This window comes from Sorangium sp. So ce362, assembly GCF_051519845.1.
In the GTDB taxonomy this organism is placed as follows: Bacteria; Myxococcota_A; Polyangia; order Polyangiales; family Polyangiaceae; genus Sorangium.
On sequence record NZ_CP150332.1, the window covers coordinates 11090434 to 11102975 of the forward strand.

Annotated in this window: 9 protein-coding genes; 2 read left to right on the forward strand and 7 right to left on the reverse strand. The window is 74.1% G+C overall.

The window, feature by feature from the left end:
* The first annotated feature begins 17 nt into the window (after positions 1 to 17).
* Together WMF17_RS42520 and WMF17_RS42525 are read left to right on the forward strand one after the other, a co-directional pair.
* Positions 18 to 3431, forward strand: coding sequence for a protein kinase domain-containing protein (locus WMF17_RS42520; RefSeq protein ID WP_437646606.1), 3414 nt, complete (start codon positions 18 to 20; stop codon positions 3429 to 3431).
* 60 nt (positions 3432 to 3491) lie between these two features.
* A complete protein-coding gene (locus tag WMF17_RS42525) occupies positions 3492 to 4937 on the forward strand; it encodes a serine/threonine-protein kinase (protein WP_437646607.1) in 1446 nt (481 codons plus the stop codon).
* 104 nt (positions 4938 to 5041) lie between these two features.
* On the opposite strand, the gene WMF17_RS42530 is transcribed toward WMF17_RS42525, so the two are convergent.
* From WMF17_RS42530 to WMF17_RS42560, 7 genes are all read right to left on the reverse strand, one after another.
* On the reverse strand, positions 5042 to 5701 hold the full coding sequence (locus WMF17_RS42530) for a superoxide dismutase family protein (RefSeq protein WP_437646608.1): 660 nt from the start codon (positions 5699 to 5701) through the stop codon (positions 5042 to 5044).
* Positions 5702 to 5943: 242 nt separating this feature from the next.
* Positions 5944 to 6954: a hypothetical protein gene (locus tag WMF17_RS42535; protein ID WP_437646609.1), complete on the reverse strand. Its 1011-nt coding sequence runs from the start codon at positions 6952 to 6954 to the stop codon at positions 5944 to 5946.
* A gap of 187 nt (positions 6955 to 7141) precedes the next feature.
* Complete coding sequence (locus WMF17_RS42540) at positions 7142 to 8317, reverse strand: response regulator (RefSeq protein WP_437646610.1); 1176 nt, start codon at positions 8315 to 8317, stop codon at positions 7142 to 7144.
* On the reverse strand, positions 8314 to 9975 hold the full coding sequence (locus WMF17_RS42545) for an ATP-binding protein (protein ID WP_437646611.1): 1662 nt from the start codon (positions 9973 to 9975) through the stop codon (positions 8314 to 8316). Before WMF17_RS42545 ends, WMF17_RS42540 begins: the two co-directional genes overlap by 4 nt.
* Positions 9976 to 10216: 241 nt before the next feature.
* A complete protein-coding gene (locus tag WMF17_RS42550) occupies positions 10217 to 11365 on the reverse strand; it encodes a hypothetical protein (RefSeq protein WP_437646612.1) in 1149 nt (382 codons plus the stop codon).
* A 49-nt stretch (positions 11366 to 11414) separates the two neighbouring features.
* On the reverse strand, positions 11415 to 12095 hold the full coding sequence (locus WMF17_RS42555; RefSeq protein ID WP_437599280.1) for a sterol desaturase family protein: 681 nt from the start codon (positions 12093 to 12095) through the stop codon (positions 11415 to 11417).
* A gap of 67 nt (positions 12096 to 12162) precedes the next feature.
* A complete protein-coding gene (locus WMF17_RS42560; protein WP_437599281.1) occupies positions 12163 to 12351 on the reverse strand; it encodes a hypothetical protein in 189 nt (62 codons plus the stop codon).
* Between the last annotated feature and the right edge of the window lie 191 nt (positions 12352 to 12542).

Here is a 12542-nt window from a genome sequence, read left to right on the forward strand (position 1 = left end):
ACGGCGGAGGCGAGCGCATGACCGAGCGCCACGCCGCCGGCCCCCTGAGCGCCGGATCGCGCCGCCTCGCCTCGCTCGGCAGGTACCGCCTGCTCAAGAAGATCGGCATGGGCGGGATGGCCGAGATCTGGGTGGCCTCCGTCGCGGGCATCTCGGGCGTGAAGAAGATCTGCGTCGTCAAGCGGATCCTCCCGCACCTCATCGACAGCCCCGAGTTCGTGCGGATGTTCCTCGATGAGGCCCGCATCGCCGCCACCCTGGACCACCCCAACCTGGTCCAGATGTACGACATCGAGGAGGTCGACGGCGTCCCGGTGATCGCCATGGAGTACCTCCACGGCGAGGACCTCAGGACGGTCAAGAAGTCGCTCCGGTCGGCGAACCGGCGGATGCCGTTCGAGCACGCGATCACCATCGCGGCCGGCGTCGCGGCCGGGCTCCACTACGCGCACGAGAAGGTCGGCTTCGACGGCAGGCCGCTCGACATCGTCCACCGCGACGTGTCCCCGCACAACGTGTTCGTCACGTACGACGGGGCCGTGAAGATCCTCGACTTCGGGATCGCCAAGGCGGCGAACCGCGTCAACGAGACGCGCGACGGCGCGCTCAAGGGCAAGGTCCCGTACATGTCGCCCGAGCAGTGCACGAGCGAGCAGCTCGATCGCCGGAGCGACATCTACTCGGTCGGCATCCTGCTCTACGAGATGTCGACGGGCAGCCGGCTGTTCCGGCGCGGCGTCACCGAGTTCGAGCTGATGCGGGCGATCGTCGAGGACCCGGTGCTGCCGCCGATCCAGGTGTGCAGCGACTACCCGCCGGAGCTCCAGCGGATCGTGCTCAAGTGCCTGGAGCGGGACCGGGAGAGGCGGTACGCGACCGCGCGGGACCTCCAGATCGACCTCGAGGCCTTCGCCCGGGAGGAGCGGCTCGCCACCTCGTCGCTGGCCCTATCGTCGTTCATGGCGGAGCTGTTCGGCCAGCGGGTGGAGGCGTGGCGGGGCGCGCTCTCCTCGGAGGCGGACCTCCTCTCGCACATCGTCCAGAAGCAGGAGTCGATCCAGAACGACGACTCGTTCGCGGGCGAGCTGGACGTCGTGGCCCCGGCGCCGCAGGGCGCGCTCAGCACCGAGCGCCCCGGCGGGGTCGCCACGAAGCTGTCGGCGCCGCTCTTTGCGGCGTCGCGGCTCGGGTCCGCGCAGGACCTGGATTCGCCGCCGCCGCGCTCGCGGAGGCACCCGTCGCCGTCGCTCGTGGACGCCGTCTCCGGGGCCGAGCCCGAGGGGGCGCACGGGCCCCGGGCCCTCACGGTGACAAAGCGCCGGCTGGGCAGCCTGCTGATCGTCTCGCTGTCGGGGCGGATGACCGAGGAGCTCCAGGGGCTCGCCGTCGCGCGGGGCATCTCGGGCCGCGTGCTCTTCGATCTGGGCGGGGTGCAGCGGGTCACGTCGTTCGGCGTGCGCGAGTGGATGGCGATGCTGGCCGAGGTCTCGCTGAACGCGTCCGAGGTCTACATCGGCCGCTGTACCGAGCCGATCGTCAACCAGGTCAGCATGATCCGCCGCTTCTTCGGCGACGGGCGCGTCGTGTCCTTCTACGGCCCGTACCGGTGCGAGCGCTGCGGCGCCGCGTTCGATCGGCTGTTCGACTGCGACAGGGACGCGCACCTGGTCAGGACGCACGAGCCGCCCGCGAGCCCCTGCCCGCGCTGCGGCGGGGCGGCGGTGTTCGACGACGACGCCGAGAGCTACTTCGCGTTCGCGGTCAGCCACGCGGGGATCCAGCTGCCCGAGGACGTGCGGGTCGCGCTCGACGAGATCGCGCGGCTCGACGCCGGGACCCGCGAGGCGATCGAGAAGACGGTGGACGAGCGCGGGACGCGCATCCGCGTGCGCGGAAAGCTCGACGCGCACGTCCGGTGGAAGCGCGCGCTCGACGGGATCGAGGGGGATCTGGTCCTCGATCTCACCGGGGGGGCGGGGGTGACGCCCGAGGGGGCGCGGGCGCTCGAGCTGTCGCTCCGCGCGCTGGGCGACGAGGTGACGTCGATCCAGATCGAGGGCTGTCCTGTCGCGCTGCTCGAGCACCTCGCCTCGGCGGCGCCCCCGCTGCGGGCGGTCGTGGCCTCGGCGCTCGTCGACGGCGCCTGCGAGCGGTGCAATGCGCCCCGGCAGACGCTGCTCGACGTGAGGGAGGCCGCCCAGGCCGCGCTCGAGGACCGGGAGCCGTACATGCCGTGCAAGCGGTGCAACGCGCCGCTCTCGTTCCTGCCGCTCCGGCCGGCGCTGAAGCGGCTAGGCGCCGCGCTGGAGCCGCCGCACGCGCCCTCCAGGATGCCCGCGCCGGCGGCGGCGACGATGCGCTCGGCCGCCGTGGGGACGGCGCTGACGGCAGCGGCAGCGGGGGCGCCGGGGGCGAGCGCGCCGGCTTCGGCGGCAGCGGTGGCAGCGGGGGCGCCGGCGTCGCGGGGGCTGGCTTCAGGGGCAGCGGGGGCGCCGTCGTCCGGGGTGGCGACGGCGCGCCGGCGTGCGCGGGCCGCGACCGCCTCCGCGGCCGGCGGCCCCGGCGCGCGGTGGGCGTTCGCGGCGGTCGGGGCGGCGGCGGCGCTGCTGATCCTCAGCGTGGGCTTCGCGTACCTCGGCTGGGGCCGCCCGCGCCCCGCCGCCGGGGCGGCCACGGCGCCCGCGGCGAGCGCGGGGTGGCGCGCGGCGCCCGCGGCGAGCGCGGGGTGGCGCGCGGCGCCGCCGGCCGACGAGATGCCTCCCTGGATGCAGCAGCCGTTCGCCGCCGAGGGCGACGCGATCTTCGTGGTCGGCGAGGGCACCGGCGAGACCCGCGAGGCGGCGCTGTCGGCCGCGCGCGCCGACGCGATCTCGCGGCTCGCGAGCAACGTCGTGCCCGCGCTCGCGGGGTCGCAGGCGTATGGCTTCCTCCAGGCGCGCGGCGGCGGCGCGCGGCGGGCCGGCATGGCGGAGGCCGAGGCGAGCCGGTACCTGAAGCAAGTCGGCGCGTTCGCCACCCCCGAGCGCGTCGACGCGCGCTTCCAGGAGCGCGACGGCGCCGTGATGGCCGTCGCGCGCTACCGCATGCGCAAGGAGAGCTTCGACGCGGCCGTGCAGAGCTACCGGCGCACCGTGAGCGCGTTCGGGCTGACGGCGGCGCCCATCTTCCCCCTGCTCGAAGGCGAGCTGAAGACGAGCGGCGACGCCGTGGTGGTGGCCGTGGACGACAGCAGCCCCGCCGCCTCCGCCGGCGTCCGCGTCGGCGACGTGGTGGTGGCCGTCAACGGCCGGCCGCTCGCCAACTTTGACGCGTTGCGTTATGGGCTGCTGAACGCGCAGGAGAACGCCGCGGTCGAGCTCACGATCGAGTCGGGCGGCGCGCGGCGGACGGTTGAGATCAAGAAGGCGAGCGGGGTGCAGAGAGGCGGCTGAGCCGGCCATTGCGATAGGGTGGGCATTGCGGCGCGGCGCTCTCGGTCGGAGGCTTTGGACATGCGCGGCCTGGAAGAGATCCAAGGGCTGGAGGTCGGCACCCTGATCGCTGGCAAGTACCGCGTGGATCGCCTGCTCGACAAGGGGGCGATGGGCGCGGTGGTCGCCGCGACCCACATGGAGCTCGGTGAGCTCCGGGCGATCAAGCTGCTGTTGCCGGCCACCGCCGCCGACCCGGAGATGTGCGGGCGTTTCCTCCGGGAGGCGCGGATCGCGGCGCGGCTCAAGAGCGAGCATGCGGTCAAGGTGCACGACGTCGGGCGGCTCGAGAGCGGGCTGCCCTTCCTGGTGATGGAGTTCCTCGACGGCCGCGATCTCCGGGTCCTCCGCAAGAAGCGGGGCCCGCTGCCGATCGAGGAGGCGACGCTCTACGTGATCCAGGCCTGCGACGCGCTCGCGGAGGCCCACGCGATGGGGCTCGTGCACCGCGACGTGAAGCCGGCCAACCTCTTCTTGACGCACACCCGCGAGGGCATGCCGTGCATCAAGGTGCTCGACTTCGGGATCTCCAAGGTATCGGAGGCGGCGTCGCTGGGGGTCGCCGAGATGCGGACGAGCACGGGCCAGATGCTCGGGACGCCGCACTACATGCCTCCCGAGCAGATGCGCGGGCAGCGCGACGTCGACGCGCGCGCGGACATCTGGGCGGTCGGCTCGCTGCTTTACGTCCTGCTCACGGGCCGGTATCCGATGCACGCCCGCTCGGTCCAGACGGTCTCGCTCGTGCTCGGCGGCCAGTTCGTGCCGCCGCTGCCGTCGAAGGTCCGCCGCGGGCTCACGCCGGAGATCGATCCGATCATCATGCGGTGTCTCGAGAGGGACCGCGACAGGCGCTGGCCCGACCTGGCGGAGCTCGTGCTGGCGCTCCGCCCGTTCGCGCCGCCCGCTGCCCAGCCGCTCGTCGAGCGCATCGAGCGCGTGCTCCGCGGGGGCCTGCGCGACTCGCTGGCCGGCGCGCACGCCGGCGTGGACGGCATCGACGCGGGGGAGCGCGGCCCGATCTCCGTGGCCACGGGCTCCGGTCCGTCGCCGGGCGGCGTGGCGTTCGCGCTGCGAACGGAGGGGCCGTCTCCCCCGGCTCCGCCGCCCTCGGCTCCAGGCGCGGAGGTCGGTCCTGGGGAGCCGAGCGAGGCCGTCACCGTGCGGGACAGGCCGTGCGTGCCGGCGGAGGCCGGTCCCGTGGCGCGGGGGGAGGGGGGCACCGCGCCGGCGGGGCCGCGGGTCGAGGAGGCCTCCGAGAGGGCGCTCGCCGACCCGGACTTGCCCGACAGGGACTCCTTGGTGTCGTGGGAGCGGCGGCTGCGCTCGCCTCCCCGGGCGCCCTTCGTCCTGGCGGCGGTGGCGGCGGTGATCGTCGCCGTGCTGCTCATGAGCGGCAGGAGCCTCCCGGCTCCCGGCTCGGCCCCGCGGGGGCAAGGGAACTTGGTCAGCGCTCCTCCTCGGTGACACGGGAGCGGGCGACTCCCGTGCTGCCGGGGAGGGGCTCCGAGGCGCGGAGCGCCGCCGGAGGATGGATTCAACGTGTCAGTGGTACAGCGCGGCGGCCCGCGTCACTTGCTCTGCGCGATGACGCCGCAGCCGATGCGCCCTCCGGCGTTGCCGGCGGGCTGGCTGCCGTCGTCCTGCTTCTCGTGGACGATGATGGCGCGGCCGAGGAAGCTGTTCGGGGCGCCCTGCTTGAGATTGGCGCCCTGGGCGACGATCTCGTGGGTGCCGGTCCCATCGGGCTTGACCTCGATGTTGCCGAGATCGCCGAGGTGGCGAGCCGAGGCGTCGGGGAGGCCGTGCGGGTGGTTATCGGGGTTGTAGTGCGCGCCCGCGCTCTTCGCGTCCGGCGCGCTGCAGTCGCCGGTCTCGTGCACGTGCACGGCGATCTTGCCCTTGGGAGCGCCCGAGACCTGGATGGCGACCTTCACGCCGCCCTCGACCTCGGTGAAGGTCGCGGAGCCCTTCAGCTTCGACTTGGTCCGCGCCTCGATGGGCACCTCGACGGTCACGGGCGGCGCGGGCGCGGGCGCGGCGCTGTCGCCCTGCGGGGGGCTGGCCGCGGCCTCCGGCGCCGGCGCCGGCGCAGCGGGCGTCTCGGGCGCGGGCTGCGTCGGCTGGGCGGGTACGTCGGGGACCGCGGGGGCCGGCTCGGGCGCGCCGCCGCAGGCGGCAACGACCAGGACGAACGAGGCGAGCAGCGAGAGGGGATAGGCCGGTTTCATCACAGCGGAGACCTCCATGTTTGTGAGGCGTTGAACCACCGCCGTCTCGTAGAGCGGACCCGGCGAGCGATCAACCGGAGAGCCCGACAATCGTCCACCGCCGCGAGCACCCGTCCCGATTCGTCCCCACGCTCCGCGCAGGCCGCAGGCCCGGGGAGCCCCTCCCGGCTCGGGCCCCGGAGCTGAAATGAACGAGGCGCGGAGTCCACCTCCGCGCCTCTGACGAGCTCAGCCGCGCGAGCTCACTGCGCGGGCGGGCAGCCGATGGGCTCGGTGCCGATCACGACGTCATCGATCCACATCGTGCGGGGCTCGTCGGCCTGATAGGACTCCCAGCCGAAGCCGATGCTCGTGAACTCCGGCGCGGTCCACTCGAAGCTCTCCACCCCGTTGGCGCAGCCCTGGCCGGTCCCGGACATCTTGAGCTCGGCGATCTCCGCGCCGTTCAGCCAGAAGCGCATCTCGTTGTTCGGCCCGTCGAAGCTGAACTCGACGCACGTCCACTGGCCGACCGGGAGCACCTTCCCCTCGGCGTGATGCCAGCAGTCCGTCGCCGGCGCCGTCGGCGGACTGCTCCATTGCCCGGGCGTATCGTAGTTCGCCATGAGCTGGCTGCCGCCATCGATCGGATGCTGGCCGCCGTAGCGGTACACGGCGGTGTAGGGCATCCCCTCGAACTCCTTGCCCGGAACGACGCCCGCGCCGTCGGCGATGGTCCAGTGCACGTCCGTGTCAGGCGCGGCATCGAGGAAGTACATCATGCGGCCATGGATGACGTTCCCCTCGACGGGCAAGGCGGTCGCGTCCTTGAACTGGATCATGGCGGACTTGTAGTTGTTGTCTCCCGAGCTCTCGGGCGTGGTCACCTTGATCGACTTGGTGCCGCTGTACGCCATGGCCGTGTCGACCGAGACGGCGGAGCCCTCCATGGCCGTGTAGACTTCCCACTTGCCGCCGGGCGCGCCCTGGGCCTCGTACGACTCGAAGTCGTCGCAGAGCAGCGCCCCATCGGCACAGGCCGAGTCGCCGCCGCCGTCGCCGCCCGCGCCCGCGCCGCCCGTACCGGTGGTCGCGCCGCCGCCGTCGCCGCCCGTACCGGTGGTCGCGCCGCCGCCGCCGCCGTCGCCGCCCGCGCCGGTGCCGGTCGAGGTCGACGCCCCCGTCGTGTCGCCGTCGTCATCCGAGCACGCGGCTGCGCCCACTCCCGATGTCACGAGCAGGCCCAGCAAGGTAATGCAATGTCGAAGCTTCATGTTCGTCCTGTCCTCCGCGGCGACTATTGCACGAGCGCCTTGCGTGGTTCAAGAACGAATGATTTCGACGGATCACCCGATCCACGGGCTCGATCTCGCGTGGCCCCGCGGGCGCGGCGCAACCCGGTCACGCTCGAAGCACCCTTGAAGAGCCGGCCTCTCCGCTGCCTCCAGCGAGCGTGAGCCCTCAGGCCCCGCCGCCGTCGGTTCGCGCCGTGTCTGCGCTCACCAAGATCGCCTCCGGCGCCATGGCATAGAGCTTCTCCTCTCCCTGCTTGCCCCGGATCCGCACCAGCGCGGGCATCGCCCCTGCCGGGCTCCCGGCCGCGGCGAACGTCGCCTCGTCCATCAGCAGGCCACCGGCCTTCGCGTGCGCCTGAATCCGAAACGCGGTGTTCACGCGATCGCCGATGATCGTGAACTCCCGCCTGCCGCTCGACCCGATGCTCGCCAGGAGGACTGGCCCTGTCGAGAGCCCGAGCCGCGTCGGGAAGGCGGCCCGGCCCTGCGAGCGCTGGTGTTCGTTGAAGGCCGCGATGCTCCGCTGGATCCCCTGCGCCGCCGCGAGCGCGTCCGGCGCGCTCCGGAAGAACGCGAGCATGCCGTCGCCCACGTACTTGTCGACCTCGCCCTTGTGGTCGTAGACGACCTGCGCCACCGTCGCCATGTACAGGCTGAGATCCGCGAGCAGCGGCCCCGGCTCCTCCTGCTCCGAGAGCCGCACGAACTCCTCGATGTCGCTGACCAGCACCGTCAGCACCTCGCGCGCCGGCGCGCTCGGCCGGTTCGACGACACGCTCTCCTCGATGCTCTCCCACGCCCTGTCGGAGAGGTACCCGCGCAGCGCCGCTTGCATCTGGCGGACCTGCGCGTAGCGGTCCTCGAGCTCCTTGCGCTGCCGATCGAGCTCCCGGCGCTGCCGGTGCAGGAGCAGCTGCGTCGCCACCCGCGCCAGCACCTCGCGCAGCTCGAACGGCTTCGTCACGTAATCGACGCCGCCCGCGTCGAACGCCATCACCTTGTCGCCGATGCCGGTCATCGCGCTCAGGAAGATGACCGGGATGTCCGCCGTCCGAGCGTCCCCCTTCAGCCGCCGGCACACCTCGTAGCCGTCCATGTGGGGCATGCTCACGTCGAGCAGGATGAGGTCCGGCGGCGCCGCCGCCGCCGACATCAGCGCCATCGCGCCGCTGATCGCCGCCCGCACCTCGTACCCCTGCGCCGTCAGCATCGAGGTCAGGAGCGACAGGTTCGCCGGCATGTCGTCCACGATCAGGATGTTGGCGGGCTCGTCCCTGGGGCGCTCCGGCCGCGCGCCCGGGGCCGTCCCGCGAGGCGCGGGCTTTGCGTCGGTGTCCGTCATGACGGCTCCTCCTCGTCAGCGCTCGATAGCGCCAAGATGCTGTCGAAGCGATACCCTCGCGCGAGCTCGGCCACCGCCCCCGCGAGCTCCGCGTCCTCCGGCCGGAACCGGTCGATGGCCGCCTGGACGGCCTTGGCGTCGAGCCGCGTCGCCGCCCGCCGGAGGTCCTTGCGCAGCGACGCGGGCAGCCCGGCCGCCGCGCGCGCGAGGTCGACCGCCGGCGCCGCGGGCGCGGGCCGCCGCTCCGCGGGGCGATCCTCGTGGTCGAAGCGGGCCCCGAGGTGCTTCGTCAGGAGGTCGAAGATGTCCGCGTCGCGGAACGGCTTGCTCACGAAATCGTCGCACCCGGCCTCCGCCGCGAGCGACCGGTTCTGCTCGAACGCGCTCGCGGTCATCGCGACCACGACCGTCTCCCGCCCCCGCGGGCTCGACTTGATGCGGGTCGCCGCCTCGTAGCCGTCGAGCAGCGGCATGCGGAGGTCGAGCAGGACGAGGTGCGGCGCCCACGTCTCCCACTGGGCCACGGCGCCGAGCCCGTTTGTCGCGCTGCGCACCTCGACGCCCACCGAGTCGAGCAGCTTCAGCAGGCAGTGGCGCACGTCCCACCGGTCGTCGACCACGAGCACGCGGTACCTCGGCTGGCCCGGCGAGAGCCCGACGACCCGCCGCGTCGGCGGACGGCGCGCCCCGCCGCCGGATGGCGCGTCGCCTTCGTCGGCCAGCGTGAGGCGCACGTCGAAGCGGAGCGTCGTCCCGCGGCCGAGCTGGCTCTCGACCTGCATGTCGCCCCCCATCATCCGCACGATGCGCCGGCTGATGTGCAGGCCGAGGCCGGTGCCCTCGCCGGACCGCCGCCCGGCCGCCGTCTGCGCGAACGCCTCGAAGAGCTCCTCGATCTCCTCCCTGGCCATGCCCCGGCCGGTGTCGATCACCTCGAACGACACCCGCGTCCGCGCCGCCGCCGCGCCGTCGGGCGCGCCGGTCCCGCGCCGCGCCCACACGCGCAGCGTCACCGCGCCCCGGGGCGTGAACTTGAGCGCGTTGCCGAGCAGGTTGATGAGCACCTGCCGGAGCTTCCCCTCGTCGCCGTGGACGTGCTGCGGCACGTCCTGCTCGCGCTCCACGGTGAGCGTGAGCCCTCGCTTCTGCGCCTCGACAGCGAACATCTCGGAGAGCCCCGAGAGCATGGCGTGGAGGTCGAAGTCGGCGTCGGCGAGCGTCATCCGGCCGGCCTCGATCTTCGCCATCTCGAGGATGTCGTTCACGAGGCCGAGCAGGTGCTCGCCGCTCTTGCAGATGACCGCGAGGTTCTCGCGGTGCCGGTCGCCGAGCGAGAGGTCGCGCTCCATGAGCTGCGCGAAGCCGAGGATCGAGTTGAGCGGCGTCCTGAGCTCGTGGCTCATGTTGGCGAGGAACGCGCTCTTCGCCCGGCTCGCCGCCTCGGCCTCGGCCCGCGCCCTGCGCGCCTCCTCCTCGGCCCGCCGCGCCTCGACGAGCTCCTCGTCGAGCCGCAGCGAAGCGGCGCGGCTCACCGCGAGCTCCTCGGCCTTGCGATCGAGCTCGCGCTCGCGGGCGAGGAGCCGCCGGCGGACCGCCCAGAGGGCGATCACAAGGAGGGTCCCGACGACCACCGAGGCGGAGATCCCGACCAGCTGCATGCGATAAGCCCCCACCCACCTGCTGCGCGGCGGGATGGACCGGAGCGCCGATCCCGTCCGAAGGCAACGCTCAGCGTACAGGAGTTCGGGACAGGGCGTGGGGCCCGCGTTCGGCGGCGCCGCGCGGCTCCGCCGACGGAACGGCTCGCTCGTCAGGCGGACCACGGAATCGCTCCGCCGCGGCGCGGCGCGGTCGTCGCTGCGCTGCGACCCGGGTGTACCTGCTCGCGCGCCGCCGGCGCTACCGCGCGCCGCCGTCGCCCGGCCCCGTCCGCTGCCGCGGCGTGATGACCGCGTCCGGCGGCGGCGCGGCGGCGTCTCCGCGCGGCGGCGCGGTGCCCTCGAGCGCGGGCGGCTGCGGCGCGGGCGCAGGCGGCTCTCTTGGCGAGAGCGACGGCTGGCGCAGGCCGCGCAGCGAGGCGAGCCGGTCGACGAGGGCGCCGGCCTCCTCGGCCGACAGCCTGACGCGGGCGTGGAGCGCCTTGCCCTCGGCGGCGATCGCGATGCGCTCGAGCACGCCCCCGAGGCCGATGAGCCGCGTCGCGAGGTCCTCCGCGCGCGCGTCGCGGGCGGCGCTCAGCTGTGCGCCGAGCTCGGCGCAGGGGGCCTCGGCGTCGCAGAGGACGGCGGCGTGGACGGCGATCTCGGGGCCGAGCGCGACGGCGGCGCCGCCGGAGACGATCGACGCCGCGGGCGACCTGCCGGCGCCGCTCAGCGCGAGCTCGCGCCCGAGCTCGGCGCGCTGCTCGGGCGTGAGGACCACGGTGACGCGCGCCGCGCCATCGCCCACCGCGCGGGCGATGGCGTCGTGCGCGGCGCTCGCGCCGACGGTCGCCGCGCGCCCGTCGGCCGCGTCGACCATGGCGCGCAGGTACGCGCCGCCGCCGAGCAGGATCGGCCCGCCGGGGCGCACCGCGATCTCGCCGCGGCCCTCGGCGCTCGCGTCCCGCACCGCGCGGAAGCTGCCGAGCGCGGCGACGACGGGCCGCCCGCCGCGGGCATCGATCACCTTCGAGGCGCACGCGAGCAGCGCCTCGTCCTGAACGGCGCCGGCCGCGACGAGCCCGAAGTCGCCGGGATCGCCCGCTGCCGGGATGGCGATGGCGACCTCGGTGAGCCCGGCCATCGGGTCGAAGCCGCACACGTCGCGCACCCTGCCGAGCCCCGGGATCTCGCGCTCCTCGCGCAGGAACGAGGCGAACGCGGGCGAGGCGCGCAGCGCCGGCAGATCGAGCGTCGCCACGAGCAGCGCGCCCGCCGGCACGGCGTCGAGCGCGCGGGGCGCGGCGGGGGGGCTCTCCTGCCGCCGGCCGACGAGCCAGGCGAGCCCGCCGCCGAGCAGGACCCCGGCGAGCAGGAGGACGAGGCCGTCTCTGGTCCGCGTCTGCACGCGCGACCCGTTAGCACACGGGCACCGCGGGCGCCCCGGCGCGCGGCGGCTACGCTCCGCTGCGCCGCCGCGGCGACCAGCGCGTCCCGCGGACGACGTCGAACACGGGCACGGTCACGTTGAAATTCCAGCGCTTCATGAGCCGCGGGTCGTGGTGCCGCCGGTGGTGCTCGCGGAGCCGCGCGAGCCCCGGGACGCGGTACACCGGGCTGTCCGGCGGCAGGTGATACGCGAGGTGCATCCACTCGTAGCTGACGAAGAACGCCATCGCCGTCGCGAGCCCGAGCAGCGCCGCGTCCCGCGAGAACACGAGGCCCGCCCCCGCGGCGAGCGGCAGCAGCAGGGCGAGGACCAGGAGCGCCGAGTAGGGCGGCATCAGCACGAGCCAGAGCTCGCGGGCGCTCCGCAGCGCCATGTCGTCGGCGGTGAAGGCGAGGTGGTGCTCGCGCTCGTGCCGCTCGCACAGCCCGCCGAGCAGCGGCGCCCGCCGGTGCAGCACCGACCTGTGCGCCCACCACTCGAAGGCGAAGGCGAGCAGCAGCGTCGCCGGAACCGCGAGGAGCTCGACGGCCTCGACCGCGTCGACGAGCCCCACCGCCGCCGCGAGCACGAGGGCGCCGAGCGCCGTGGGGGCCGCGAGGTGGAGCGCCGGGGAGTACCCGCGCGGGATCCGCGCCGCGATCTCCGCGCGCCGCGGCGGCCGCGGTGGAGCCGGCTCGTGCACAGCCATTGAAAAACTATGAATTCCAATAAAACAGAACGCAAGCGCGGGCGGGGCCGCCGGCGAGGGGGCGCGCTCAGCTTTCCTGGCGCTCTTCCTGCGGCTCCGCGCTGTCCTCGGGCGCGCCTCCGTCCCCCGCGGGCGCGTTCCGCTCGAACAGCCCGCCGATGGCCTCGCCGATGCGGCCGATCTTCGCGGCGAGCAGCACCACGATGAGCAGGAAGGCCGCCAGGGCGATCTCGTTGTGGGAAGCGCCGAGCACCATGTGCCGAGGTCTACCACGCGGCGCGCGCTGCGGGGCCGCAGCCGCGGCCAGGCGCTCGCGGCGCGGCGGCGCCGGGCGCGCCCTGCGGCGGGAACACCCGAGGGGCCGCGAACACGTTTGACAGCCCGCCTGCGACCGTTGACAGTCCAGGCGAACCGGGGGCCTGAGTGCTGCTCCGCTGGGCCGCCGCC

What these genes read in the sequence shown, in the direction of transcription:
- WMF17_RS42555 (WP_437599280.1), bottom strand. Translation starts at nt 12,095, where the DNA reads ATGGCTGTGCACGAGCCGGCTCCACCGCGGCCGCCGCGGCGCGCGGAG.
- WMF17_RS42540 (WP_437646610.1), bottom strand. Translation starts at nt 8,317, where the DNA reads ATGACGGACACCGACGCAAAGCCCGCGCCTCGCGGGACGGCCCCGGGC.
- WMF17_RS42535 (WP_437646609.1), bottom strand. Translation starts at nt 6,954, where the DNA reads ATGAAGCTTCGACATTGCATTACCTTGCTGGGCCTGCTCGTGACATCG.
- WMF17_RS42525 (WP_437646607.1), top strand. Translation starts at nt 3,492, where the DNA reads ATGCGCGGCCTGGAAGAGATCCAAGGGCTGGAGGTCGGCACCCTGATC.
- WMF17_RS42520 (WP_437646606.1), top strand. Translation starts at nt 18, where the DNA reads ATGACCGAGCGCCACGCCGCCGGCCCCCTGAGCGCCGGATCGCGCCGC.
- WMF17_RS42560 (WP_437599281.1), bottom strand. Translation starts at nt 12,351, where the DNA reads ATGGTGCTCGGCGCTTCCCACAACGAGATCGCCCTGGCGGCCTTCCTG.
- WMF17_RS42545 (WP_437646611.1), bottom strand. Translation starts at nt 9,975, where the DNA reads ATGCAGCTGGTCGGGATCTCCGCCTCGGTGGTCGTCGGGACCCTCCTT.
- WMF17_RS42530 (WP_437646608.1), bottom strand. Translation starts at nt 5,701, where the DNA reads ATGAAACCGGCCTATCCCCTCTCGCTGCTCGCCTCGTTCGTCCTGGTC.